Raw genomic sequence first — 26,133 nt, 5'->3', positions numbered from 1 at the left:
CGTGCTGTCGGGCTTTTTTACGTCATTCCCACCAGACGTAGCAGCGCGGTGACGACCGCCGCCGCCACGATCACCACAATTAATGGCATTTTCCGCCAGGCCAGAAATACGGCAAACGCCACGCCCAGCACACGCGCCATCCCGGCGAAGTGTTCCCCTTCATAGAAGGTTGTCGCCAGCGCCACGGAAAACAGTAACACCGTTGCCGCATCCGAGAGCAGCGCCTGTGAGCGCTCTGACAGCGCCAGCCGGTTTCCGAGTTTGGCGCCGCCGAGACGCATCAGATAAGTTCCTGCCGACAGAATGGCGATGCCGAGAATAAAGAGCGTCATGTTTTCCATTATTTTTTCCTCGCGCCCAGCCCAAGTAATGACAACAGCACCGGTAAGCCCACCGGGGCGAACGGCACGGCGGCCAGCGACAAGGCAGCACCGCTACAGGCGCGGATAAGCGTGGTGCGGTTTTTAAACGCCGGAACCACTAAGGCCAGCAAAATGGCCGGGAACACCGCGTCCAGCCCGATGGTTTCCGGATCCGGCAACAATTTACCGACCATGGCGCCCAGCAGGGTACCCAGCGGCCAGATGATGGCCACCCCTAACCCGCACAGCCAGTAGGCTGTTTTTCGCTGCTCGGGGGTTTTTTGCGACAGCCCAAACACCACGCTTTCGTCATTCATGATGTGGCAGCCGAGGAAGCTCAGACCGCGTTTCCCCACCAGCTCACGCACCGTAACACCAAACGGAACATGGCGGGCGTTCACCAGCAGCCCGGCCGCGGCCGCGGCCAGTGGGTTACCGCCACTTGCCACGATGCCGATAAACATGAACTCCGAGGCGCCCGCCAGCACGGTAACAGAGAGCACAAACGGTACCCACAGCGGAAAACCGTAGGCCATCGCCAGCGAGCCGTAAGACATCCCCACCACGCCAACGGCGAGGCATACAAGGATAATTGCTTTGATGGTGTCGCCTTTCAGGCAAGAGAGAGAACGTTTCATACAATTTTAGCCATATCGAACGTGTATCCATTATAATGAACGGATCAGATTCGTATTACAAGATGAACGAATCGTTCGATTTATAGAACAAGAGGCCGTTTATGACGCAGCCAATCAGCGTGATCGCCAAAAGCCTGGTGCGAGAACGCCTGCGAACCGGGCTTTCACTGGCGGAAATTGCCCGCCGTGCCGGCATCGCCAAATCCACACTTTCTCAGCTGGAGTCCGGCAATGGCAACCCCAGTCTGGAGACACTGTGGTCGCTTTGCGTGGCGCTGGATATTCCTTTCGCCCGCTTACTGGAGCCGCAACAGCCGACCACGCAGGTGATCCGCCGCGGTGAAGGTACAAAAGTGGTCGCCGGACAGGCCAATTATGAAGCCATTTTACTGGCGGCATGCCCCCCGGGCGCACGACGCGACGTCTACCTTCTCATCACCCAGCCAGGTGCAGATCGTATTTCCCAGCCCCATTCCCCGGGTTCGATTGAGCATATTATCGTGACTCAGGGTCGGGCACTGGTCGGCCTGCTCGACGATGCAGAAGAGCTGGGGGCAGGGGATTACATCTGCTATCCCGCCGATCAGCCGCATATTTTCAAGGCCCTGGAGCCAGACACCTACGCGCTACTGGTCGCGGAACAAAATTAACGAAGAGACGCAAACGCATGTCGCTGAAAGCCATCGCCAAAGAACTCGGACTCTCTGTTACCACCGTCAGCCGCGCGCTTAACGGATATGACGACGTCTCCTGCGAGACGCGCGCCCGGGTGGAAGCAGAAGCCCAACGCCGTGGCTATCGGCCCAATACCTTTGCCCGTCGTCTGAAGATGGGCAAGATCGACGCGGTTGGGCTGGTTTTCCCTGTGCATCCTGTTCCGCTCAATAACAGCGTGTTTATGGACATGGTCGGCGAAATTAGCCACGAACTGGCGCGACATGAAATCGATCTGCTGCTGATTGCCGATGACGATCTGGCCGATAAACACAGCTATATGCGCATGGTGCAAAGCCGTCGCGTAGATGCGCTGATTGTGGCACACACGCTGGATCACGATCCGCGCCTGGAGCAGTTGCAGGCTGCCGGTTTCCCTTTCCTGGCTCTCGGACGCAGTCAGTTGCCGCAGCCGTACGCCTGGTTTGATTTTGATAACTACGCGGGCACCTACCATGCTACCCGCTGGTTAATCGGAAAAGGCCATCAGCGCATTGCGTTACTCGGCGAGAGCAATAATCAGGCATTCATTACTCAGCGCCGTCAGGGCTATCTCGATGCGCTCCGTGAAGCCGGGCTCTCCAGCGAGTGGCTGCGCGCCATGCCGCCTTCTCGCCGGGTCGGTTATGCCACGACGAAAGAGCTACTCTCTCTGCCGCATCCCCCCACGGCCATCATTACCGACTGCAACACCCACGGCGACGGCGCGGCAATGGCGCTGGCACAGCTTGGTCGTTTAACCGGCGAAAATGCGGTATCGCTGGTGGTCTACGATGGCTTGCCTCAGGACAGCATCGTGGATATCGACGTGGCGGCGGTGATCCAGTCCACCCGTCAGGGTGTCGGAAAACAGATTGCCGATATGGTACGCCAGCTGATAAACGGCGACGATCTTGCGCAACTGCAGGTGCTCTGGCAGCCGGAATTCTCCCCAGGCCAGACGGCCTGAAGTCACTATATTTCTAAAGCCGATCACAGATCCGAAACGTTTTGGTTTGTATCCGAAACGTTTCGGATCAACACTCAGATCATCCCGATGACAGGAGATGTCTGATGCAAGAAACGATTTTACGACTTGAAAGCAACACGACAGACGTGGTGATAAAAACCCACCCGTTTGCCGAAATTCTCTACTGGGGGCCTCATCTTCAGCACTTTTCGGCGCAAGATGTCATAAGTCTTGCGCGTCCTGTGGCAAATGGCAGGCTCGACGTCGATTCGCCGGTGACGCTGATGGCAGAACTGGGCCATGGTTTGTTTGGATCGCCGGGCATCGAGGGCCACCGCCATGGGCTGGATGGTTCGCCGGTATTCAAAACCACACGCGTTCAGCAGCAGGGACACACCCTGACGATAATGGCGGAAGATGAACTGGCTGGACTGCGCCTGACCAGCGAACTGTCGCTTGATAAGAGCGGTGTACTGGTGGTGCGTCATGGCCTGACCAACCTGCGTGAACAGGCGTGGCAGGTTGACCGTTTTGCCGTCACGCTGCCCGTGGCGGAACGCGCCCAGGAGGTGATGGCGTTTCATGGCCGCTGGATCCGTGAGTTCCAGCCGCACCGCGTCAGGCTGGAGCATGACAGCTTCGTGATTGAGAACCGCCGGGGTAGAACGTCTCACGAACACTTCCCGGCGCTGATTTCAGGCACGCCGTCGTTCAGTGAAATGCACGGCGACGTCTGGGGTGTGCATCTGGGCTGGAGCGGCAACCATCGCCTTCGCGCTGAAGCCAAAACCGATGGCCGTCGCTATCTGCAAGCGGAAGCGCTTTACCTGCCAGGGGAGATGGCGCTGGAAGAGGGACAAACGCTCTGGACGCCACGCCTTTATGCGAGCTACTCCGCGCACGGGCTGAACGGGATGAGCCAGCAGTTTCACCGCTATCTGCGCGACAACATCATCCGTTTCCCTGAAAACAAACCACGCCCGATCCATCTCAACACCTGGGAGGGGATCTACTTCAGCCACGACCCGGAATACATCATGCGAATGGCTGACGAGGCAGCCGCGCTGGGCGTGGAGCGCTTTATCATTGATGACGGCTGGTTCAAAGGGCGTAACGACGACCATGCCGCGCTGGGCGACTGGTATCTGGACGAGAAAAAATACCCGAACGGCCTGCGACCCGTGATCGACCACGTCAAACATCTTGGTATGGAGTTCGGTATCTGGATTGAACCGGAGATGATCAACCCGGATTCCGATCTCTACCGCGCGCACCCCGACTGGGTGCTGGCGTTGCCTGGTTACACGCAGGCCACAGGGCGCCATCAGCTGGTGCTCAACCTCAACATTCCGCAAGCGTTTGATTACCTGGTGGAGCGCATGAGCTGGCTGCTGGGCGAGCACGCAGTCGACTATGTGAAGTGGGATATGAACCGCGAGCTGGTGCAGCCTGGCCATAACGGCAGAGCCGCCGCCGACGCGCAGACCCGCCAGTTTTATCGACTTTTAGATGTGCTGGGCGAGCGTTTCCCGCATATTGAATTTGAATCCTGCTCCTCCGGTGGCGGACGAATCGATTACGAAGTACTGGCCCGCAGCCACCGCTTCTGGGCGTCCGACAACAACGACGCGCTGGAGCGCTGCACCATTCAGCGTGGCATGAGCTACTTCTTCCCGCCAGAGGTGATGGGCGCGCATATCGGTCATCATAAATGCCACGCGACGTTCCGCCAGCACAGCATTGCCTTCCGCGGTTTGACGGCGCTGTTTGGCCATATGGGGCTGGAGCTGGATCCGCTCACTGTGGATGAGAAAGAGCGCGAAGGTTATCGCCGTTACGCTGCGCTGCACAAGCAGTGGCGCGAGGTGATCCACCACGGCACCCAGTGGCGCGTGGATATGCCGGACGCCACCACGCTGGCGCAGGGTATCGTGAGCGAAGACAAATCGCAGGGGCTGTTTATCGTCAGCCAACTCGCGATGCCGGATTATACCCTGATGATGCCGCTGCGCATGCCGGGGCTGGAGGCCAGCGCGCAGTACCGTATCTCGCTGCTCGATCACCCGAATATTCAGATTACGGGCAAAGGCGGGCACACCATGCGCAAGCTGCCGGCATGGATGGAGACACCGCAAACGGTGAGCGGTGAGTGGCTGACGCAGGCGGGTATTGCGCTGCCGATTCTCGACCCGGAAACCGCCATTCTGATTGGTGTGGAACGCGTGTAAGGGTGACGGGCCGGGAAACTGGCCCTCCGTTGAGGATAAAAATAATGAACACAACAACCTGTACCCACAAAGACAACCCTAATTTCTGGATCTTCGGGCTGTTCTTCTTTCTCTACTTCTTCATCATGGCCACCTGCTTTCCGTTCCTGCCGATCTGGCTGTCGGATATCATTGGCCTGAACAAAACCCATACCGGTATTGTTTTCTCCTGTATCTCACTTTCCGCCATTGCCTTCCAGCCGGTACTGGGGGTGATTTCCGACAAGCTGGGGCTGAAAAAACATCTGCTGTGGATTATCTCTGCGCTGCTGTTTTTGTTTGCTCCTTTCTTCCTGTACGTTTTCGCGCCGCTGCTGAAAACCAACATCTGGCTGGGTGCGCTAAGCGGCGGGCTGTATATCGGCTTTGTTTTTTCGGCGGGGTCCGGAGCGATTGAGGCCTATATTGAACGCGTGAGCCGCAACAGCGCCTTTGAATACGGCAAGGCGCGCATGTTCGGCTGCCTCGGCTGGGGATTGTGCGCCTCAACGGGGGGCATCCTGTTTGGCATCGATCCGTCGTATGTTTTCTGGATGGGATCGGCGGCGGCGCTGTTGCTGATGCTGCTGCTGGTGGTCGCGAAGCCGAAGCCCAATCAGACGGCACAGGTGATGAATGCCCTGGGTGCCAACCAGCCGCAGATCACCGCGAAAACGGTCTTTAACCTGTTCCGTCAACGCAGAATGTGGATGTTTATTCTGTACGTGATTGGCGTGGCCTGCGTCTATGACGTTTTTGATCAGCAGTTCGCCACCTTCTTCAAAACCTTCTTCGCCACGCCGCAGGAGGGCACTCGCGCTTTTGGTTTCGCGACGACGGCGGGGGAGATCTGTAACGCCATTATCATGTTCTGCTCGCCGTGGATCATTAACCGCATTGGCGCGAAAAATACGTTGCTGATCGCCGGGTTGATTATGGCGACGCGCATCATCGGCTCGTCGTTTGCCACTACCGCCGTGGAGGTCATCGCCCTGAAAATGCTGCACGCGCTGGAAGTCCCGTTCCTGCTGGTGGGGGCATTCAAGTACATCACCGGCGTGTTTGATACGCGACTCTCGGCCACTATCTATCTGATTGGCTTTCAGTTTGCCAAACAGTCAGCGGCCATTTTCCTCTCCGCCTTTGCCGGAAATATGTATGACCGGATCGGCTTCCAGGAGACGTATCTGATGCTGGGCTGCTTCGTGCTGGCAATTACGGTGGTGTCGGCGTTTACGCTGAGCAGCAGGCAGGAGATAGCCGCTGCCGCGGGCGCGGCAGCGTTAACCAGTCAGTCCAGATAAAACACCGCTTCCAGCCCGGTACTCACCGGGCTGTTGTCCGGGTTCGACGGCATGACATCACGCATGTGCTTCCACCAGCGCTGGCAGACGTCGGTATTCGCGACCGCATTCCAGCGCTCCTCCGATTCAATCTCTACGGTGGCAAACAGCAGGTTACGTTCCCGGTCGAGATAAATGGCGTAGTGATGCGCGCCGTGGTCCTTTAGCACCACTTCCAGCTCCGGCCAGATGGGGTTGTGGCGACGCGCGTACTCCTCGTGCGCGTCCGGGTTAACCTGCATAACAAAAGCTTTGCGGATCATAATGCCTCCAGATATAACTCGCGTACCTCGTCGCGGCTGGCGGTGCGCGGGTTGCATGGCGCGCACGGGTCGGCGAGGGCTTTATCCAGCCAGCCTTCAATGTCCGCCTTCGTTACGCCGAGCTGGCTGAAGCCGGACGGAATGCCGACGCGGGCGCTCAGGTCGCGAATTGCCTGAATTGCTGACAGGCTGGCTGCTTCGTCGCTCATGCCGCGCGTGTCGACGCCCATCGCCTGCGCCACGCGAGCAAACCGTGCTACGGCGTTCGGGCGGTTAAAGTTTTCAATGATCGGCAGCAGGATGGCGTTGCACACGCCGTGCGGCAGGTTGTGCGTCGCGCCCGGCTGGTGCGCCAGGGCATGCACGAGCCCGAGGCCAGCACTGTTAAACGCCATGCCCGCCAGATACTGACCAAACGCCATCTGCTCGCGTGCTTCCAGGTTATGGCCGTCGTCGACCGCTTTGGGCAGCCAGAGGTTAATCAGGCGAATTGCTTCCAGCGCGTTGGCATCGGTCAGCGGGTGCGCGCCAACGGAGACATAGGCTTCAATGGCATGGGTTAACGCATCCATCCCCGTTGCGGCGGTCACGGAGGCAGGAATATTGAGCATCACGCTGGCATCATCCACGGCGATATCCGGAATGATGTTCGGGTCGATGATCACCTCTTTCACCTGACGCGCAGAATCGATAATCACCGCGTTACTGGTCATCTCCGCCGCTGTGCCTGCGGTGGTGTTGATCGCCACCAGCGGTACGCCCGGGTTTGTCACCTTGCCGACGCCGGAATAATCGGTGGATGGGCCGGGGTTGGCGGTGAGGATCTTAATGGCTTTGGCGGTATCAATAGGGCTACCGCCGCCGAAGGCGATGAGGTAATCACATTCCGCGTCCCGATAGGCTGCATAGCCTTTTTGCACCAGCGCTTCCGTCGGGTTCGGGAACACGTCGTCGAACAGGTGATACGACATCTGATGGGCATCCAGCGCGGTAAACAGGCTGTCCAGCAGGCCCAGCTTCACCAGCTGACCGTCGGTGACAATCAGCGCTTTGCCCCACCGTTTGTCTGCCACCCGCTTGACCATGTCGCCTATAGCGCCCGCGCCGTGCAGACTGATTTTTGGAAGTGCCAACATAAAGCTCATGATAATTCTCCTTAACTATCGCCCGTACCGTCCGGTCAGCGAGGGTTTATGCGTATATTTCCAGCGCTGACCGCAGCGGGTTCACGCCGAAGCGCTTGCCGAGCGCAATAAGCTCTTCGCGGGTAATGGTCTGCTTCATACCGCCCATGGAATAAACCTTTACCAGCACTTCCGCGGATTTCTCGGCGGTGTCGATCAGGCCGAAGGTTTCATCCAGCGTCGGACCGCTGCCGAAGACGCCGTGGAATGGCCACAGCACCAGCGAATGTTTTTGCATATCTTTGGCGGTTGCCTGGCCGATTTCGTCGGTACCCGGCACCATCCACGGCAGAATGCCGACCCCGTCCGGGAAGACCACCAGACACTCGGTGCTGCCTTCCCACAGCTTGCGGGTGATGAAGTCAGAGCTGTTTTCCAGCACGTAGGTCAGGGCGATCAGGTTGGTGGCGTGGCAGTGCATGATCACGCGGTCTTTGCCGTCGGTCGCCTTAATGCGCTCGCAATGCGAGAGGAAGTGCGCCGGCAGTTCAGACGTGGGTACCGCCTCATCGGTCAGGCCCCACAGGATGTGGTAGCCCGCGCCGTCGCTGTCCACTTTCACCACGCCAAGGTTGGCCTGCGGATCGAGCTGAACGTTGCGGAAGAACTTGCCGGAGCCGGTGACGATAAACGGCGTATTGGCGAGCAGCGGCATGGGCTGGCTCAGGGCAATATAGCGTGGCGTCTGGTGGAAATCGGCGGTGTAGGGTTCGATATCCGCGTCGTCCAGGCGCAGCGTGAGATTACCGCCGTTACGCTCGTCCCAGCCCTTCAGCCAGGCGTCAGAGGTGGCTTTGATCATGCCCTGGACGAACCAGGAGGTGGTGATGGTCTGCATAGTTTTCTTTTCCAGTTATCGCGGTGAGGTTGAATCCCTCACCCCAGCCCTCTCCCACAGGGAGAGGGGGTAAAAGTTCCCTCTCCCTGTGGGAGAGGGGTAGGGTGAGGGCAAAATTACCCGCGCTGACTCAATACGTCTTTCTCATACGCACGCACGTTTTCCAGCCACTGGCTGCCTGCAGGCGCGTCGTTGCGCTGGCAGTACATCTCCCACACGGCCTGCCATGGCAGGGATTTCTGCTCTTCCAGCAGCGCCAGGCGCGCGGTGTAGTCACCGTTTGCTTCCAGCTGTTTCAGCGCTGCGGTTGGCTCCAGCAGCGCGCGCAGCAAGGCTTTTTTCATATTGCGGGTGCCGATCACCCACGCTGCGATGCGGTTGATGGAGGCGTCAAAGAAGTCGAGGCCAATGTGCACGCGGTCGAAGAGGTCATGACGGATGATTTCGCTGGCAATCGCCTGGGTTTCGTCATCCAGCAGTACCACGTGGTCACTGTCCCAGCGCACCGGACGGCTGACGTGCAGCAGCAGGCGCGGCACGAAGAGCATGGCGGCGGAGATTTTGTCGGAGATCACTTCTGTGGGGTGGAAGTGACCGGCGTCCAGGCACAGCGCGGTCTGACGGCTGGTGGCGTAACCCATGTAGAACTCGTTCGAGCCGACGGTGTAGCTCTCCGCGCCAATGCCGAACAGCTTGCTCTCCACCGCGTCGATGTGGTGCGCCGGATTGAGTTTTTCGCTGATGGCCTCATCCAGCGCGGCCAGCAGGCGCTGACGCGGGGCGAGACGGTCGACGGTGATGTCTTTCATGCCGTCCGGGATCCAGATGTTCATCACTGACGGCGTGCCAAGCTGCTCGCCAAACCAGGCCGAGACGCGGCGGCAGGCTTTGACGTGGTCGATCCAGAACTGACGAATGTCGTCGTTGGCGTGCGCGAGGGTAAACCCGTCCGCGCTCAGCGGATGCGAGAAGCAGGACGGGTTAAAGTCCAGACCCAGCTTGTTGGCTTTCGCCCACTCCACCCAATTCCTGAAATGCTCCGGTTTGATTGCGTTACGCGCCACCGGCTCGTCAGACTCCAGATAGATCGCGTGCAGGTTCAGGCGTTTTGGTCCCGGGATCAGGCTCAGCGCCAGCTCCAGATCCGCACGCAGTTCGGTGGCGTTGCGCGCTTTGCCCGGGTAGTTACCCGTCGCCTGAATGCCACCCGTCAGGGAACCGCCCGGGTTCTCGAAGCCGGCGACGTCATCGCCCTGCCAGCAGTGCATGGAGACCGGCAGACGGTCGAGCTGGCGCAGCGCCGCGTCGACATCCACGCCGACGGCGGCGAAACGCTGTTTAGCCAGGTCCCAGGCTTGTTCAAGTTGAGTGGTCATGCGCAAAGCTCCTTAGTCAGTCGTTTTTGCTGAAACTGCGCCCGGTAGCGGGCAATTTCATGGCAGGGATTAGGAATGAAGGTGGTCAGGCAGGTATTCGCGGTGACCACCGAGCGGAATTCGTCGACGTCTGAAAGTTCGTCCAGGGTCATCAGCTGAATGCCGATGTTACCGAGCGTGGACGCCTCCACCGGACCCGCCACCACGGTGATGCCGCAGGCATCGGCGCAGAGCTGGTTCAGCAGCTGGTTCTGGCAGCCGCCGCCCACGATATGCAGTTGGCTGAACGGTTTACCGCGAAGGCTCGCCAGCTCGCTCAGAACATCCGCATAGAGCAGGGCGAGGCTGTCAAAAATGCAGCGCGCCAGCTCGGCAGGACTGGACGGTACCGGCTGCCCGGCTTCAAAACAGGCGGCCTGGATTTCAGCGCTCATATGCACCGGATTAATAAAGCGGTCGTCGTTCGGGTTGATCAGGAACGTACAGGCCTTCAGCTTTTCGGTTTCTGCGATAAGCGCCGGCAGGTCGGAAATGTGCTGCTCTTTCAGCATTCGCTGGAGCAGCCACAGGCCCATGATGTTCTTCAGCACGCGGTAGCGTCCTTCGGCACCGCCTTCGTTAGTGATGTTCGCCGCCATTGCCGCGTCGCTGGTGTAGGGCGTTTTGCTCTCAAAGCCCATCAGCGACCAGGTGCCGGAAGAGAGGTAAGCCGCATCTTTGCTGACCAGCGGGGAGGCAATCACCGCGCTGGCGGTGTCGTGACTGGCGACAGCGACCACCGGGATTTCATTTCCCTGTGGGCAAATCCAGTAACCGATTACGTTACCCGGATGGGTCGGCGTGCCGAACCAGGACGGTGAGGCGCCTGTCCAGGCCAGCAGGTGTTCATCCCAGCTGTCGGTGTTGATATTGACCAGTTGGGTGGTGGTGGCGTTGGTGTATTCCCAGTTCATGTTGCCGGTCAGCCGGTAGCTTAAGTAGTCCGGGATCAGCATCGCGTGCGCCACCTTTTTGACCAGCTCCGGCTGCTGCTCAACCAGCGCGCGCAGCTGATACAGCGTGTTAAAGGGCAGAAACTGAATGCCGCTGCGGCCATAGATGGTGTCCTTGCCAAGCTGCGCGATGGCCTGTGCCATCAGCCCGTCGGTGCGGCTGTCGCGATACGAGACGGGCAGGCCGACGCGGTCGCCGTGGCTGTCGAGCAAAACGTAGTCCACGCCCCAGGTATCAATGCCGATGCTGTCGATGCGTATGCCGTCATTGCAGACGTTGTTCAGCCCGGTGCGGATCTCCGCTTCCAGGGCATCAATATCCCAGGTATCAAAACCGTCCTGTTTTTGCAGGCAGTTGGCGAAACGGTGCATTTCGCGAAGCGTAAGTGTGTGCTGGCCGCAGTCCCAGGTGGCGAGCATTACGCGGCCGCTGGATGCGCCTAAATCGACAGCCACACAATGGCGAAAAGTCATGGTCAGGTCCCTTCTTAAGTCATTGGTGTTGAGTGTAAAAAAGGGAAGAAAAGACCACCTTCTCGTCACTGACAGCCCGAATCTCGCGCTGGCAAGAAAGCAAAGATGAACGTGAGGGAGTTCACAATTTCCAGTCAGGGCGGGGTTTTCGGGCAATGTGACGCTGACCGCATTTCCCGATTTTTCCGTCTGTTTCTTGAAAAATGGACAGCTTTTGCGACGTTTGCTGTCAAAAATTTAAGGTGAGTGTGGAAGGCCTTAATTACTATTTTGAGAACTTTTCTCATTGGTGGGGGCCGTTATGACCGTACTGCACAGCGTCGATTTTTTCCCGTCGGGAACGTCTCCGGTCGCGATTGAGCCACGGCTCCCGCAGGCTGCGTTTCCTGAACATCATCATGATTTTCATGAAATTGTGATTGTCGAGCATGGGACAGGCATTCACGTCTTTAACGGCCAGCCGTACACCATCAGCGGCGGTACGGTGTGCTTTGTGCGCGATCACGACAGGCATTTGTATGAACATACCGACAACCTGTGCCTGACCAACGTGCTCTATCGTTCGCCGGACGCATTCCAGTTTCTGTCGGGTTTAAACAAGCTCCTGCCCCAGGAGCAGGATGGACACTACCCGTCGCACTGGCGGGTCAATCAGTCCACGTTGCAGCAGGTGCGCCAGCTGGTGAATCAACTGGAGCAGAGCGAGGACGGGCAGGCGATGCATGCCATTGCCACCCGCGAGCTGCTGTTTATGCAGCTGCTGGTACTGCTGCGGCGCAGTAGCCTGGTGGAAGGGCTGGAAAATAACGACGCGCGGCTGAACCAGCTGATGGCCTGGCTGGAGGACCATTTCGCCGAGGACATTTGCTGGGAAACTCTGGCGGATGATTTTTCGCTGTCGTTGCGTACGCTCCATCGTCAGCTCAAGCAGCACACGGGGCTGACGCCGCAGCGCTACCTCAACCGCCTGCGCCTGATTAAAGCGCGTCACCTTTTGCGTCACACCGATGAAAGCGTCACGGATATCGCCTATCGCTGCGGTTTTGGCGACAGTAATCACTTTTCGACCCTTTTTCGCCGCGAATTTAACTGGTCCCCACGCGATATCCGTCAGGGGAAGGATACTTCACTCCAGTAACGCGAAGGCAATCACCGTTTTATTGCCGCAAAAAGGCTAATAATGTCCGGTTATTCGCCGTAGAGGTTAGGGTGTGGCCGCTCAGTTAATCCTTCGCAAAGATGATTTTTTTGCCTCCGCGAGTCAGGCCGTCGCGGTGGCCGACCGCTACCCGCAAAATGTCTTTGCCGTGCATACCCACGAGTTTTGCGAGCTGGTGCTGGTGTGGCGCGGCAATGGTTTACATATCCTCAACGACAGACCCTACCGCATCACGCGTGGCGATCTTTTTTACATTCGCGCCGAAGATAAACACGCCTACGCCTCGGTTAACGATCTGGTGTTGCAGAACGTCATCTACTGCCCGGACCGACTCAAACTGAATGTCGACTGGGCGGCCCATGTCCCCGGTTTTCTTAATGCCAGAGGTGAACCGCACTGGCGCTTAAGCAGCAACGGCATGGCTCAGGTGCGCCAGACGATCTCCCAGCTCGAGCAGGAGAGTCAGAAGAGCGATCCGGAGGCAAATGCGATGTCAGAACTGCTTTTCGCCCAGCTGGTCATGACCCTCAAACGCCATCGTTATGCCACCGATAACCCCTCCGCGACCGCACAGGAAGCGCTGCTGGATAAGCTGATCACCCGGCTTGCGGGCAGCCTTAACAAAAGTTTCGTGCTGGAAAAGTTCTGCGAGCAGGAGCAGTGTAGCGAGCGCGCGCTGCGCCAGCAGTTCCGCACCCAGACGGGGATGACGGTGAACCACTACCTGCGCCAGCTGCGCATCTGCCACGCCCAGTATCTGCTCCAGCATACGGAGCTGATGGTCAGTGAAGTGGCGATGCGCTGTGGATTTGAGGACAGTAACTACTTTTCGGTGGTGTTTAACCGCGAGGTGGGGATGACGCCGGTTCAGTGGCGTCATCGTAGTCGAAAGGCAGCGTAATCAGTTCGCCATGCCGAGGCCGACAATGTTAGCGGCAATGATGATCACCACGCAGCCCAGGCTCAGTACGCCCACCGGACGACGCCCGGCGTTATTCCACTCCTTCAGTACCAGCCCAACCAGCCCGCCGCACAGCACGTAAAAGCTCATGTGCAGCATCCAGCTTATGTAGTCGTATTGCGGTGGAATGCTGGCGTGACCCCAGGCGTAGAAAAAGAATTGCAGGTACCACATGAGGCCACCCAGCATCGACAGCAGTACATTGGTGAGGATTAAGGATTTTGCCAGTGAGAAATCGGCCTTTACCGACAGATCCTTCACTTTTGCCAGACGAATGAAGCAGAAGCCGAGGTTGACCAGCGCACCGCCGCCCATGATGACCACGTAGCTAGGCAGTGCCACGTACAGCGGGTCGACGCCCAGCGCGGCGGCCGCTTCGTGCATAGGTTTTGCGGCGTTCATGGCGAACGACATGCCCGCCGAGAAGATGCCGCACATCACTGCCAGCAATAGCCCTTTCTTCAGGTTAAAGTCTTTGGCTTTGATGCCCATCTTGCGCTCTTTCAGTTGACCCGCACGGGTGACGATACCCACGCCGATCACCGCGACAAGCACGCCCAGCAGCGTCATCTGCCCGCCTTTGGTGTTGATCAACACGTCGACATTGCCGTTAAGAATGGGCGTCATCAGCGTGCCGACGATCAGGGTAATGCCAATCGCGATGCCGATACCCATCGACATCCCGAGGTAGCGCATGGTCAGGCCGTAGTTGATGTTGCCGATGCCCCACATCGCACCGAACAGAAACACCGGCAGCAGGGTAGAGGCACTGAAGGAGGTGAAGTAGCCCCAGAAATCCGGGAGCAGCATGGCGCTAATGGTCCACGGCAAAATCAGCCAGGACACGGTACCGCCAACTGACCACATGGTTTCCCACGACCACCCTTTCACCTTTTTAAACGGGGCATAGAAACAGGCTGCACTGGCTGCGCCTATCAAATGCCAGAAGATACCCATCGTAATCGCATGATTCATTTTTACGTCCTCATCGTTTTTATAGTCGGTGGCTTCCCGCCGACTTGATGAGTGTAAAAATTAGGCGGTTCATGAACCTTCAGAAGGTTGCCGCACTTCTGTTTTGGATGGCAATCAGCACGTTAACCGGGTGAGCAGTCTCACAATTTTGTCATCATGCAAAATCTGAATAACCTTATAAAAACTACGGCATTGATAATCATTTTCAATATCATTTAATTAACTATAATGAACCAACTGCTTACGCGGCATTAACAGCTGTGCCGCCCGACACTAATGGAGAGGATTATGAGTTATACACTGCCATCCCTGCCGTATGCCTATGACGCACTGGAACCGCATTTCGACAAGCAGACGATGGAAATCCATCACACTAAACACCACCAGACCTATGTGAACAACGCGAATGCTGCGCTGGAAAGCCTGCCAGAGTTCGCTAACCTGCCTGTTGAAGAGCTGATCACCAAACTGGACCAGCTGCCAGCGGACAAGAAAACCGTACTGCGTAACAACGCAGGTGGTCACGCGAACCACAGCCTGTTCTGGAAAGGCCTGAAAACCGGTACTACCCTGCAGGGCGACCTGAAAGCGGCTATCGAACGTGACTTCGGTTCCGTTGACAACTTCAAAGCGGAATTTGAGAAAGCCGCTGCAACCCGTTTCGGCTCCGGCTGGGCGTGGCTGGTACTGAAAGGTGACAAACTGGCGGTGGTTTCTACCGCTAACCAGGATTCCCCGCTGATGGGTGAAGCGATCTCTGGCGCATCCGGTTTCCCAATCCTGGGTCTGGACGTGTGGGAACACGCTTACTACCTGAAGTTCCAGAACCGTCGCCCGGACTACATCAAAGCCTTCTGGGACGTGGTGAACTGGGACGAAGCAGCAGCACGTTTCGCTGCGAAAAAATAAGGTTGCATTGACGCCTGTGAGAAGCGAGTCTGATGACTCGCTTTTTTTGTATCTGAAGGAGTAGAGATGCATTACCCGGTGAATGTGTTTACAGGCAAGGTAAGGGAATACGACGGCAGCCGCCCGAGCGCCATCGCCAAAGTGCAGGTTGACGGTGAGCTGACGTTAACCGATCTTGGGCTTGCGGGGGACGAGCAGGCCGAGAAGAAAATCCACGGCGGGCCCGAGCGCGCGTTGTGCCACTATCCGCGCGAGCACTATCAATACTGGATTACCGAATTCCCCGAGCAGGCGGACCTTTTCGTTGCCCCCGCGTTTGGGGAAAATCTCTCCACCGAAGGGCTGACCGAGAAGAATGTCTTCATCGGCGATATCTTCCGCTGGGGCGAGGCGCTTATTCAGGTGACGCAGCCACGCTCGCCGTGCTTCAAACTTAACTTCCATTTCGGCATCAACGACATGTCCGCACGGTTGCAGAGCGCCGGCAAAACGGGCTGGTTGTACCGGGTGGTGCTGGCGGGTCAGGTATCCGTGGATGCGCCGCTGGAGCTGGTGTCGCGCCTCAGCGATGTGTCGGTGTATGACGCCTGCGCCATTGCCTGGCATATGCCGTTTGATGACGAGCAGTATCATCGCCTGTTGTCGGCGGCAGGGTTATCCACCAGCTGGACCAGAACAATGCAGAAACGCCGCAGTAGCCGGCAGATCGAGGATAATTCGCGGAGATTGTGGGGGAAATAGTGCCCCTGACCCCGGCCCTCTCCCCAAAGGGGAGAGGGATAGGGTGAGGGGATTACGAACGCTTATACAACGGTAACCACAGCGTTAACCGCAGCCCGCCCAACGGACTGTCGTCGGCTTTCACCCAGCCGCGATGCTGCTGCATGGCGGTTTCAACAATCGCCAGACCCAGCCCGGTGCCGCCAGATTCACGATCCCGCGCCTCGTCGGTGCGGTAGAACGGACGGAAAATTTGCTCGCGGTCTTCCGGACTCACGCCAGGACCATCATCATCGACAATGATCGTGATGCCGTCTTTATCCACCGAGAAGGCCACCTCAATCTTCGTATGCGAGTAGCGCAGGGCGTTACGCACGATATTCTCCAGCGCGCTCTCCAGCGTGTTGGGGTTACCGTACAGCGGCCATGGCCCCGGCGGGAAGTTGACGGTGAACGATTTACCCATCTGCTCCGCTTCAAACGCCGCGTTGTCTAACACTTCATGCCACAGATGATTGGCTTTCACCGTTTCACTCACCAGCGCGTTTTTCTGCTGATTGCGCGACATCACCAGCAGATCGTTGATCATGCTGTCCAGACGCTGGGCTTCGGTTTCGATACGTTCCAGCTCTTTGCTTTCACCGCTGCGGCGGCGCAGCAGCGCGGTGCCCAGCTGGAGTCGCGTGAGCGGCGTACGCAGTTCGTGCGAGATATCCGACAGCAGACGTTGCTGCGTGGTCATCATGCGCTCAAGTGCGGTGACCATCTGGTTGAAACTGGCCCCGGCGGCAAGAAATTCCTGCGGTCCGGCTTCCAGCTCAGGGTGCTGTCGCAGGTTGCCCTGTGCCACTTCGTCCGCGGCATTTTTCAGCTTACGCGCCGGTTTTGCCAGACTCCACGCCAGCCATAACAGCAGCGGTGAACTGACCAGCATCGTCACAATCAGCAGCAGAAGCGGACGGTCAAACAGCAGGTTAATAAAATCGGACTGGGAGTTGCTCGCAGGGCGAATCAGGTAGAGCTGGTAATTATCTTCCCCGTCTCTGACGGAGAAAGGACCCACCATCTCAACCCGACCATATTTTTTCTTCTGCGGATGATCGGCGTTATCCGCCTGGCCAATGAAGTTGCGGATAATCTGCATTTCGTGGCGATCTGCGCCAATCACGCGGCCTTCGCTGGTCACCAGCAGCAGGCGTTGTCCGGGAGGTGCCCATTTGTCGATAGCGCGAAACAGCCTGCGCCACCACATCAAATCGTTTGGCGGATCGTTTGCCAGCTCGGCTTCTACGTGTTGCTCGATCATCACGCCCTGACGTTGCTCGCTGTCGAGAAGCTCCGTCATCTGGCGTGAGTCGAGTTTTGGCAACATCAAAACGAGCATTAAAACCAGGGCCAGCGTCAGCCAGAAGATGGCGAAGATGCGGGCGGTTAAGCTTCCTATCATGAAGCGGAGACCATCAGATAGCCGCGACCACGCAGGGTTTTAAACCACGGGTGACCGTCTTTACGCTCCGGCAGCTTGCGACGCAGGTTCGAGATATGCATATCGATAGCGCGGTCAAACGGTGTGAGGCGTTTACCCAGCACTTCCTGGCTTAGGTGTTCACGCGATACCACCTGGCCGAGATGTTGCGCCAGCAGATACAGCAGCGTGAACTCGGTGCCGGTCAGCTCCAGCGTTTCACCGTCAAAGCTCGCTTCCTGACGGCCCGGATTCAGGCTCAGGGAGTCCACTTCCAGCGTCGGTGAACTGTTGTCAGTATTCTGCTGCTGTTCGCTCCAGTGGGAACGACGCAGGATAGCGCGAATACGGGCGACCAGTTCACGGTCGTTAAACGGCTTAGGTAGATAGTCATCCGCACCCAGCTCAAGGCCAAGTACACGGTCTAGTTCGCTGCCGCGCGCGGTCAGCATGATAACGGGGGTCTGGTGTGTCTGGCGAAGCTCTTTCAGCGTATCAATGCCGTTTTTCTTCGGCATCATGACGTCGAGCAAAAGTAGATCGATGCTGTCGTCAAGGAGACTCAGCGCCTGCTCGCCATCATGGGCGACCAGAACGTTGAAACCTTCCATGTCGAGCAACTCCTTTAAAAGAGATGTGAGCTCTCGGTCATCATCAACTAACAGGATTTTATTCATTGTTTAAATACCTCCGAGGCAGAAATTACGACATCAAGGCTATCTAATCCATGACTTTACGTTGTTTTACACCCCCTGACGCATGTTTGCAGCCTGAATCGTAGACTGTCTCTCGTTGAATCGCGACACGAAAGATTTTGGGAGCAAGTGATGCGCAAAGTTACCGCTGCCGTCATGGCCTCAACGCTGGCGTTCAGTGCGTTTAGCCAGGCCGCTGTAGCTATCATCGGCGATAACGAGTCCTCACAAGAGGGCATAACGCAGCACAGCAGCCAAAGCCATATGTTTGACGGCATAAGTTTAACCGAACATCAGCGTCAACAGATGCGAGATCTGATGCAGAGGGCACGACACGATCAGCCCCCTGTTAATGTTAGCGAAATGGAGACAATGCATCGCCTTGTCACCGCAGAAAATTTTGACGAAAGCGCTGTACGCGCTCAGGCCGAAAAAATGGCACAGGAGCAGGTTGCCCGCCAGGTAGAAATGGCGAAGGTCCGCAACCAGATGTTCCACCTGTTATCGCCCGAGCAGCAAGCGGTTTTGAACCAGAAACATCAGCAACGAATGGACCAGTTGCGTGAGGTTGCACGGATGCAGCGAAGCTCAGAAGCGACGTTTTTCAGTAGCAATAGCAGTACCCGTAGTAACCAGTAAACCCTGTTTTCCTTGCCATAGACACCATCCCTGTCTTCCCCCACATGATGTGGGGGTTTTTTTTGCCCTTCATTCTGATGTGTTAACCGTTTATTCATCCTTTGACTCCGTAACCTTCCGTTATACTAGCGGCATGGCATGACAGGAGTATTTATGAATCAATCCTATGGAAGACTGGTCAGCCGGGCCGCCATTGCCGCAACGGTCGTGGCCTCAAGCTTACTGGTCATCAAAATATTTGCGTGGTGGTACACGGGCTCGGTCAGTATTCTGGCGGCGCTGGTGGACTCGCTGATGGATATTGCCGCCTCGCTGACCAACCTGCTGGTGGTGCGTTACTCACTGCAACCGGCGGATGAAGAGCACACCTTCGGACACGGCAAAGCCGAGTCGCTGGCGGCGCTGGCGCAAAGCATGTTTATTTCCGGCTCTGCGCTGTTCCTGTTTTTAACCGGCATTCAGCATCTTGTTTCGCCATCGCCGATGAACGATCCCGGTGTGGGCGTGATTGTGACAGTGGCTGCACTTATATGCACCCTCGTTCTTGTAACATTTCAGCGCTGGGTGGTTCGCAAAACCCAAAGCCAGGCCGTACGGGCAGATATGCTTCATTATCAGTCTGATGTTATGATGAATGGCGCTATTCTTATTGCGCTCGGTCTGGCCTGGTATGGCTGGCATCGGGCCGATGCGTTGTTTGCGTTAGGGATTGGCATCTATATTTTATATAGCGCCTTGCGGATGGGGTATGACGCGGTGCAATCGCTTCTCGACCGTGCGCTTCCCGACGCAGAACGCGATGAAATTTATACTATCGTGACCTCCTGGCCGGGCGTCAGTGGTGCTCACGATCTTCGTACGCGGCAGTCAGGGCCGACCCGCTTTATTCAGATTCACATAGAAATGGAAGACAACCTGCCATTGGTTCAGGCTCACGTTATTGCTGAGCAGGTGGAGCAGGCGATTTTGCAGCGTTTTCCTGGATCGGACGTCATTATTCACCAGGATCCCTGCTCGGTTGTACCCGGTTATGTTGGGCTTTCGTAATTCGTTGTAAAAAAGTGAGCCAGGCCAGCATTTTGTGTATAAATTACCGCCATTTGGTCTGACCTGAATCAATTCAGCTGGAAGTGGTTGATATACTATTTGCAGTATTCGTTGGTCGACAAGTTTCTTCCGGCAACAGATTTCAATTTTGCATTCCTAAGTTCAGAGGTAGTCATGATTAAGAAAATCGGTGTGTTGACAAGCGGCGGTGATGCGCCGGGCATGAACGCGGCAATTCGTGGGGTTGTTCGTGCAGCGCTGACGGAAGGTCTGGAAGTTTTTGGTATCTATGATGGTTATCTGGGTCTGTATGAAGACCGTATGGTTCAGCTCGACCGTTACAGCGTGTCCGACATGATCAACCGTGGTGGTACCTTCCTCGGTTCTGCGCGCTTCCCGGAATTCCGCGACGAACACGTACGTGAAGTGGCTATCGAGAACATGAAAAAACGCGGCCTCGACGCACTGGTTGTTATCGGTGGTGATGGTTCGTACATGGGTGCAAAACGTCTGACTGAAATGGGCTTCCCGTGCATCGGTCTGCCTGGCACCATCGACAACGACATCAAAGGCACTGACTACACCATCGGTTACTTCACCGCCCTGGGAACTGTTGTGGAAGCAATTGACCGCCTGCGTGACACCTCTTCTTCTCACCAGCGTATCTCCATCGTTGAAGTGATGGGCCGTTACTGTGGTGACCTGACTCTGGCTGCGGCTATCGCGGGCGGTTGTGAGTTCGTCGTGGTACCGGAAGTGGAATTCAGCCGTGAAGATCTGGTTGCAGAAATCAAAGCCGGTATCGCCAAAGGTAAAAAACACGCCATCGTCGCGATCACCGAGCATATCTGTGACGTTGATGAGCTGGCGAAGTACATTGAAGCAGAAACCAAACGCGAAACCCGCGCGACCGTTCTGGGTCACATCCAGCGTGGTGGTTCCCCGGGGCCATACGACCGTATCCTGGCCTCCCGTATGGGCGCGTACGCCATTGAACTGCTGCTGCAGGGCCACGGCGGTCGTTGCGTTGGTATTCAGAACGAAAAACTGGTTCACCATGACATCATCGACGCCATTGAAAACATGAAGCGTCCGTTCAAAGGTGACTGGCTGGACTGCGCGAAAAAACTGTACTGATAGGTATCCAGGGTAAATGCAAAACGGTAACCCCTGGGTTACCGTTTTTTTATGTTTGCTCCCTCTCCCGTGGGAGAGGGCTGGGGTGAGGGCATCAGGCCACTCACCCATTTTTTATTCCTTAAAGTTATAGCCAATCTTTTTTTATTCTTTAATCATCGATTCCGTTTCTGGCACGCTGCATTCATCAAAACAAAACACATGAGAGCTGGGCGATGAATAAATGGGGCGTGGGTTTAACATTATTGCTGGCATCGACCAGCGTTCTGGCTAAGGATATCCAGTTACTGAACGTGTCTTACGACCCGACACGTGAGCTGTACGAGCAGTACAACAAAGCCTTTGCGGCACACTGGAAGCAGGAAACAGGCGACAATGTGGTGATTCGCCAGTCTCACGGCGGCTCTGGTAAGCAGGCGACGTCCGTCATCAACGGCATTGAAGCGGATGTGGTGACGCTGGCGCTGGCCTACGATGTGGACGCGATTGCCGAACGTGGCCGTATTGATAAAAACTGGATTAAACGCCTGCCGGATAACTCCGCGCCATACACTTCGACCATCGTTTTCCTGGTGCGTAAAGGCAACCCAAAACAGATTCATGACTGGAACGATCTGGTGAAACCCGGCGTGTCGGTCATCACGCCGAACCCGAAAAGCTCAGGTGGCGCACGCTGGAACTACCTGGCAGCCTGGGGCTACGCCCTGCATCACAACAATGGCGATCAAGCCAAAGCTCAGGAGTTCGTCAAAGCGCTGTATAAAAACGTTGAGGTGCTGGACTCCGGCGCGCGTGGCGCAACCAATACCTTCGTAGAACGCGGCATTGGCGATGTGCTGATTGCCTGGGAAAACGAAGCCCTGCTGGCGACCAACGAACTGGGTAAAGACAAATTCGAGATCGTGACCCCGAGCGAATCTATCCTCGCGGAGCCGACCGTTTCTGTGGTGGATAAAGTGGTTGAGAAAAAAGAGACCAAAGCGGTGGCGGAAGCTTACCTGAAGTATCTCTACTCGCCAGAAGGCCAGGAAATTGCGGCGAAGAACTTCTATCGTCCACGCGATCCGGCAGTGGCGAAGAAATACGAAAGCGTATTCCCTAAACTGAAACTCTTCACTATTGATGACGTGTTCGGTGGCTGGACGAAAGCGCAGAAAGAGCACTTCTCTAACGGCGGAACCTTCGATCAGATCAGCAAACGCTAACGTTTTGTAACGAACGACACGGTGACCCGGTGTGAGAAATCCACCGGGTTTTTTATTTGGTCATCATTTTGCGTTACTCTTTGGCCTCTATTGAAAACAGGGAACGCGTTGTGAAAAAAATTATCTTACTGATTCTGATCGTTATCGCCCTTGCCGCGGGTGGCGTGTACTGGATGAAAGCAGGTAATCCAAATGCGTTGCGTCACATCGTGCTCGACCAGTGTGTACCCAATCAGATCCAACATCGTCATCCGGCGCCGTGTGCGCAGGTGAAACCTGACGCGGGCTATGTGGTGTTCAAGGATCGCAACGGGCCACTGCAGTACCTGCTGATGCCGACCTACCGCATCAACGGCACCGAAAGCCCGCTTCTGACACAGCCTCAAACACCCAATTTCTTCTGGCTGGCATGGCAGGCCCGTAGCTTTATGAGCATGAAGCATGGATCCGAGGTGCCGGACAGCGCAATATCATTGACCATCAACTCACCCACGGGCCGCACGCAGAACCATTTCCATATTCACATCTCCTGCCTGCGCCCGGACGTGCGCGAGAAGCTCAATGCCGTGCAGGGGCAAATCAGCACCCAATGGCTGCCACTTCCTGGCGGACTGGAAGGGCATGAATATCTCGCCCGCCGGGTGACGGAGAACGAGTTGGTACAGCGGAGCCCGTTTATGATGCTGGCAGAAGAGTTACCGGAAGCGCGTGATCATATGGGGCGCTTCGCGCTGGCGATGGCTCAGCAGTCGGATGGCTCGTTTGTGTTGCTGGCGACTGAACGGAATCTGCTTACGCTTAACCGCGCGTCGGCTGAGGAATTGCAGGATCATCAATGCGATATCCTGAAGTGACCCCACCATAAATAGCGTTTACTCGTCCTGCCTGTCGCCGTAGACTTGCTGAAAAAAACGACAGGAGACAGGCATGTCGCTCTGGTTAACCCACCCTCTGTTTGTGCCCTCAGCGATAGTCGGCGTCACCATTGTGTTATGGGCGACGTCGCTACTACCGGAATTCATCACCGCGCTGCTGTTCTTCACGGCAGCGATGACCGCCAGAATAGCCCCGCCGGAGGTTATTTTTGGCGGTTTTGCCTCGTCTGCTTTCTGGCTGGTGTTCAGCGGCTTTGTACTTGGCGTGGCGATCCGCAAAACCGGTCTGGCTGACAGGGCCGCGCGGGCGCTCTCCGCCAGGCTTACCGACTCCTGGGTGCTGATGGTAGCCAGCGTGGTTCTGCTGAGCTATGCCCTGGCATTTGTGATGCCATCGAACATGGGGCGTATCGCGCTGCTGATGCCCATCGTTGCTGCCATGGCAAAACGCGCCGGTATTGCCGACGGGTCACGCGCCTGGTTTGGACTGGCGCTGGCTGTCGGGTTCGGCACGTTCCAGCTTTCGGCCACCATCCTGCCTGCCAACGTCCCTAACCTGGTGATGAGCGGCGCGGCAGAAGGATCATACGGCATTCATCTGAACTACGTTCCTTATCTGCTGCTGCACACGCCGGTGCTCGGTATTCTCAAAGGGGGGATTCTGATTGGCTTAATCTGCTGGTTATTCCCCGGCAGCCCGCAGCCGCCCAGGGAGCTGGCGCCCGCTGAACCGATGGGGCGAGATGAAAAACGTCTCGCCTGGCTGCTGACGTTGGTGCTGGGAATGTGGGTGACGGAGAGCTGGCACGGTGTGGGGCCTGCATGGACGGGGCTGGCGGCATCGGTCATTGTGATGCTGCCACGCGTTGGTTTTATCACCGGAGAAGAGTTCTCGACGGGGGTGAATATGCGCACCTGTATTTACGTGGCGGGCATCCTTGGACTGGCGATTGTGGTGACGCAAACCGGCATCGGCACGGCGGTGGGGGAGACGTTGCTGCAGATTATGCCGCTGGATGCCGACAAACCGTTCACCAGTTTCCTGGCGCTGACCGGGATCACCACGGCACTGAACTTTATTATGACGGCTAACGGGGTTCCGGCGCTGTACACCACACTGGCGCAGAGTTTCTCGGAGGCGACGGGCTTCCCGCTATTGTCTGTCATCATGATTCAGGTGCTGGGCTATTCCACGCCGCTGCTGCCGTATCAGGCGTCGCCGATTGTGGTGGCGATGGGACTAGGAAAGGTGCCTGCAAAGGCGGGGATGGTGCTTTGTCTGGCGCTGGCGATTGCCACGTATCTGGTGCTGCTGCCGCTGGATTATTTATGGTTTAGTGTGTTGGGCCGGTTGTAGCGATATGGCAGGGCGGGTAAGCGCAAGCGCTACCCGCCACAACAGCATTACGCCTGTTTAGCCGCTTCTGCCGCTTTAACGATCACCGCGAAAGCGTCAGCTTTCAGGGATGCACCGCCAACCAGCGCGCCATCGATGTCTGGCTGGGTGAACAGTTCAGCTGCGTTGGAGGCGTTTACGGAACCGCCGTACTGGATGATAACCTGCTCTGCCACTTTCGCGTCGGCTTTCGCAATGTGATCACGGATGAATTTGTGAACCGCCTGAGCCTGCGCTGGGGTGGCAGATTTGCCGGTACCGATCGCCCATACTGGCTCGTAAGCGATAACCGCGCCTTCGAATGCTGCCGCGCCCTGCGTTTTCAGCACCGCGTCAATCTGACGTGCGCACACTTCTTCAGTTTTGCCCGCTTCGTTTTCTGCTTCGGTTTCACCGATGCACAGAACCGGGATCAGACCCTGCTCTTTCAGCACCGCAAATTTCTTCGCGATGAATTCGTCGGATTCTTTGTGGTAGGTACGACGCTCAGAGTGGCCGATGATGATGTATTTCGCGCCGATGTCTTTCAGCATTTCAGCAGAGGTTTCACCGGTGAATGCGCCAGACAGGTTAACGTCAACGTTCTGTGCGCCCAGAATGATGTGGCTGCCATCAGCGGCACGTTTAGCCAGATCCAGGTACATATCCGGCGGAGCGATAGCAACCGCGCAGCCTGTCACGCCAGCCAGCTCTGTACGCAGGTTAGCAACCAGTTCGTTTACCATGTGGCGGCTGCCGTTCAGTTTCCAGTTACCCATCACTAAAGGATGTCGCATTTCAATTCTCCACGCTCAATAAGCGAATTAAGGAATATGGCCACCCTGACGGGCAGCATGGTCTGTGAATCAGTATAGAGATTTTCCCTCGAAAGGCTTTGCTTTTTGTCATTAATTCGCCCCTCCGAGTGTGTCTGATAGTGCCAGCTTAATCGGTTCAACAGCGAAGGTCAGGCCTTTTTCGCCGTTATCTGCCACCACATAGCGCACTGCCCCTTCGGTATCGGCGTAGTAGCGCTTGTTTTTACCCGCGGCCAGCAGTTTTTGGAGCTTTTGCTGGCTCTGTTTTTTTGTCAGTGCAGGGGTGAATGCCTGCAAAACCGCACTCATGTACTCCAGTGCCTTCGCTTTAGCGGCTTTCTGCTCCGGCCCCTGAACAGGTAGCCAGGTGATCTGCATGCTCTTGATTTTTAGCGTGCCGCGCTCCAGCGCCGTTGATGCGTACAAGTTCTCGTTAATCTTGCTGGCGGCACGTGTCAGGGTTGGGGTATCGCGGGCGCTATCAATGGCACGAAACTCATCCAGTGGCAGCGTTGGGTTGGTCTGGTTAAAGGTTTCGCGAAACTGACTGATGGACTGATCGAACGACGGGGCACCCGCCAGAAGATAGGGCGCAGTAGTCGGGGCAGTGGTTTCGGCGGCATGCAGGGGAAAACCGGTGCTTAACATCGCTAAACACAGGAAAAGAGAGTGTGCCGAATTTTTCATCAACATTGCCCCTGGCCGTAAGTGCTCATGATTAAATCGATATATGGTCGGCTTGTCAAAAGGTCACAACTCCAGGGTAAAATGCGC

General features: G+C 56.7%; 26 protein-coding genes. 14 read left to right on the top strand and 12 right to left on the bottom strand.

Going from position 1 to position 26,133, the window contains the following annotated elements:
- Positions 1-17 precede the first annotated feature (17 nt).
- Both ACTJJI_RS23880 and ACTJJI_RS23875 read right to left on the bottom strand, forming a co-directional pair.
- A complete protein-coding gene (locus ACTJJI_RS23880; protein WP_440655804.1) occupies positions 18-341 on the bottom strand; it encodes an AzlD domain-containing protein in 324 nt (107 codons plus the stop codon).
- Positions 341-1,000: an AzlC family ABC transporter permease gene (locus ACTJJI_RS23875; protein ID WP_014833785.1), complete on the bottom strand. Its 660-nt coding sequence runs from the start codon at positions 998-1,000 to the stop codon at positions 341-343. The genes ACTJJI_RS23880 and ACTJJI_RS23875 overlap by 1 nt, the downstream gene beginning before the upstream one ends.
- A gap of 101 nt (positions 1,001-1,101) precedes the next feature.
- Here ACTJJI_RS23875 and ACTJJI_RS23870 point away from each other — a divergent pair, with 101 nt between their 5' ends.
- The 4 genes from ACTJJI_RS23870 (at position 1,102) to ACTJJI_RS23855 (ending at position 6,213) form a co-directional block, all read left to right on the top strand.
- Complete coding sequence (locus ACTJJI_RS23870) at positions 1,102-1,650, top strand: helix-turn-helix domain-containing protein (protein WP_014833784.1); 549 nt, start codon at positions 1,102-1,104, stop codon at positions 1,648-1,650.
- 17 nt (positions 1,651-1,667) lie between these two features.
- Positions 1,668-2,663, top strand: coding sequence for a LacI family DNA-binding transcriptional regulator (locus tag ACTJJI_RS23865; protein ID WP_014833783.1), 996 nt, complete (start codon positions 1,668-1,670; stop codon positions 2,661-2,663).
- A gap of 104 nt (positions 2,664-2,767) precedes the next feature.
- Positions 2,768-4,891: an alpha-galactosidase gene (locus ACTJJI_RS23860; RefSeq protein WP_125365281.1), complete on the top strand. Its 2,124-nt coding sequence runs from the start codon at positions 2,768-2,770 to the stop codon at positions 4,889-4,891.
- Between the two features lie 44 nt (positions 4,892-4,935).
- Complete coding sequence (locus tag ACTJJI_RS23855) at positions 4,936-6,213, top strand: MFS transporter (protein ID WP_014833781.1); 1,278 nt, start codon at positions 4,936-4,938, stop codon at positions 6,211-6,213.
- On the opposite strand, the gene rhaM is transcribed toward ACTJJI_RS23855, so the two are convergent.
- The 5 genes from rhaM to rhaB all read right to left on the bottom strand — a co-directional run bounded on the left by rhaM (position 6,201) and on the right by rhaB (position 11,379).
- Positions 6,201-6,515: an L-rhamnose mutarotase gene (rhaM, locus tag ACTJJI_RS23850; protein WP_248060751.1), complete on the bottom strand. Its 315-nt coding sequence runs from the start codon at positions 6,513-6,515 to the stop codon at positions 6,201-6,203. The two genes, ACTJJI_RS23855 and rhaM, sit on opposite strands and share 13 nt — an antisense overlap.
- On the bottom strand, positions 6,512-7,660 hold the full coding sequence (gene fucO / locus ACTJJI_RS23845; protein ID WP_046889528.1) for a lactaldehyde reductase: 1,149 nt from the start codon (positions 7,658-7,660) through the stop codon (positions 6,512-6,514). The genes rhaM and fucO overlap by 4 nt, the downstream gene beginning before the upstream one ends.
- Before the next feature lie 46 nt (positions 7,661-7,706).
- On the bottom strand, positions 7,707-8,537 hold the full coding sequence (gene rhaD / locus ACTJJI_RS23840) for a rhamnulose-1-phosphate aldolase (RefSeq protein WP_014833778.1): 831 nt from the start codon (positions 8,535-8,537) through the stop codon (positions 7,707-7,709).
- Between the two features lie 116 nt (positions 8,538-8,653).
- Positions 8,654-9,913: an L-rhamnose isomerase gene (gene rhaA, locus ACTJJI_RS23835; protein ID WP_014833777.1), complete on the bottom strand. Its 1,260-nt coding sequence runs from the start codon at positions 9,911-9,913 to the stop codon at positions 8,654-8,656.
- Positions 9,910-11,379 carry a rhamnulokinase gene (gene rhaB / locus ACTJJI_RS23830; RefSeq protein WP_431631312.1) on the bottom strand — a complete coding sequence of 490 codons (1,470 nt, stop codon included), beginning with the start codon at positions 11,377-11,379 and terminating at the stop codon, positions 9,910-9,912. The genes rhaA and rhaB overlap by 4 nt, the downstream gene beginning before the upstream one ends.
- Positions 11,380-11,680: 301 nt before the next feature.
- On the opposite strand from rhaB, the gene rhaS reads away from it, so the two are divergent.
- Positions 11,681-12,517, top strand: coding sequence for an HTH-type transcriptional activator RhaS (gene rhaS / locus ACTJJI_RS23825; protein ID WP_047360308.1), 837 nt, complete (start codon positions 11,681-11,683; stop codon positions 12,515-12,517).
- Between the two features lie 73 nt (positions 12,518-12,590).
- The gene (gene rhaR, locus ACTJJI_RS23820; protein WP_248063725.1) at positions 12,591-13,439 is read left to right on the top strand and encodes an HTH-type transcriptional activator RhaR; all 849 of its coding nucleotides are present in this window, start codon (positions 12,591-12,593) and stop codon (positions 13,437-13,439) included.
- On the opposite strand, the gene rhaT is transcribed toward rhaR, so the two are convergent.
- Positions 13,440-14,474 (bottom strand): L-rhamnose/proton symporter RhaT, encoded by a 1,035-nt coding sequence (gene rhaT, locus ACTJJI_RS23815; RefSeq protein WP_440655798.1) that lies wholly within the window; start codon positions 14,472-14,474, stop codon positions 13,440-13,442.
- A 288-nt stretch (positions 14,475-14,762) separates the two neighbouring features.
- Between rhaT and sodA the strand changes: the two genes are divergently transcribed.
- Both sodA and yiiM read left to right on the top strand, forming a co-directional pair.
- Positions 14,763-15,383: a superoxide dismutase [Mn] gene (sodA, locus tag ACTJJI_RS23810; RefSeq protein WP_003861999.1), complete on the top strand. Its 621-nt coding sequence runs from the start codon at positions 14,763-14,765 to the stop codon at positions 15,381-15,383.
- Positions 15,384-15,449: 66 nt separating this feature from the next.
- Positions 15,450-16,124, top strand: coding sequence for a 6-hydroxyaminopurine reductase (yiiM, locus tag ACTJJI_RS23805; protein WP_014833771.1), 675 nt, complete (start codon positions 15,450-15,452; stop codon positions 16,122-16,124).
- Between the two features lie 52 nt (positions 16,125-16,176).
- Here the strand turns inward: yiiM and cpxA are convergent, their stop codons facing one another.
- Complete coding sequence (gene cpxA / locus ACTJJI_RS23800) at positions 16,177-17,550, bottom strand: envelope stress sensor histidine kinase CpxA (RefSeq protein WP_050861146.1); 1,374 nt, start codon at positions 17,548-17,550, stop codon at positions 16,177-16,179.
- The gene (gene cpxR / locus ACTJJI_RS23795; protein ID WP_003862004.1) at positions 17,547-18,245 is read right to left on the bottom strand and encodes an envelope stress response regulator transcription factor CpxR; all 699 of its coding nucleotides are present in this window, start codon (positions 18,243-18,245) and stop codon (positions 17,547-17,549) included. Before cpxR ends, cpxA begins: the two co-directional genes overlap by 4 nt.
- A gap of 150 nt (positions 18,246-18,395) precedes the next feature.
- On the opposite strand from cpxR, the gene cpxP reads away from it, so the two are divergent.
- From cpxP to ACTJJI_RS23765, 6 genes are all read left to right on the top strand, one after another.
- Positions 18,396-18,902, top strand: a complete 507-nt coding sequence (cpxP, locus tag ACTJJI_RS23790; protein ID WP_046889525.1) for a cell-envelope stress modulator CpxP — start codon at positions 18,396-18,398, stop codon at positions 18,900-18,902.
- 153 nt (positions 18,903-19,055) lie between these two features.
- Positions 19,056-19,949 carry a CDF family cation-efflux transporter FieF gene (fieF, locus tag ACTJJI_RS23785; protein ID WP_046889524.1) on the top strand — a complete coding sequence of 298 codons (894 nt, stop codon included), beginning with the start codon at positions 19,056-19,058 and terminating at the stop codon, positions 19,947-19,949.
- 174 nt (positions 19,950-20,123) lie between these two features.
- Positions 20,124-21,086, top strand: a complete 963-nt coding sequence (gene pfkA, locus ACTJJI_RS23780) for a 6-phosphofructokinase (protein WP_013099327.1) — start codon at positions 20,124-20,126, stop codon at positions 21,084-21,086.
- 215 nt (positions 21,087-21,301) lie between these two features.
- Positions 21,302-22,291, top strand: coding sequence for a sulfate ABC transporter substrate-binding protein (locus ACTJJI_RS23775; RefSeq protein WP_014833767.1), 990 nt, complete (start codon positions 21,302-21,304; stop codon positions 22,289-22,291).
- Between the two features lie 110 nt (positions 22,292-22,401).
- Positions 22,402-23,145 carry a CDP-diacylglycerol diphosphatase gene (locus ACTJJI_RS23770; protein WP_014833766.1) on the top strand — a complete coding sequence of 248 codons (744 nt, stop codon included), beginning with the start codon at positions 22,402-22,404 and terminating at the stop codon, positions 23,143-23,145.
- Between the two features lie 73 nt (positions 23,146-23,218).
- The gene (locus ACTJJI_RS23765; RefSeq protein WP_440655792.1) at positions 23,219-24,523 is read left to right on the top strand and encodes an SLC13 family permease; all 1,305 of its coding nucleotides are present in this window, start codon (positions 23,219-23,221) and stop codon (positions 24,521-24,523) included.
- 47 nt (positions 24,524-24,570) lie between these two features.
- Here the strand turns inward: ACTJJI_RS23765 and tpiA are convergent, their stop codons facing one another.
- Both tpiA and ACTJJI_RS23755 read right to left on the bottom strand, forming a co-directional pair.
- Positions 24,571-25,338 (bottom strand): triose-phosphate isomerase, encoded by a 768-nt coding sequence (gene tpiA, locus ACTJJI_RS23760; RefSeq protein WP_014833764.1) that lies wholly within the window; start codon positions 25,336-25,338, stop codon positions 24,571-24,573.
- 111 nt (positions 25,339-25,449) lie between these two features.
- Entirely contained in the window at positions 25,450-26,046 is a 597-nt protein-coding gene (locus tag ACTJJI_RS23755) for a DUF1454 family protein (protein WP_046889522.1), read from the bottom strand.
- Positions 26,047-26,133 lie beyond the last annotated feature (87 nt).

The sequence above is a fragment of the Enterobacter sp. 22466 genome, from assembly GCF_052044775.1.
Taxonomy (GTDB): domain Bacteria; phylum Pseudomonadota; class Gammaproteobacteria; order Enterobacterales; family Enterobacteriaceae; genus Enterobacter; species Enterobacter dissolvens.
The sequence above is the reverse complement of the archived record's forward strand: the minus strand, read 5'-3'. Positions and strand labels throughout refer to the sequence as shown.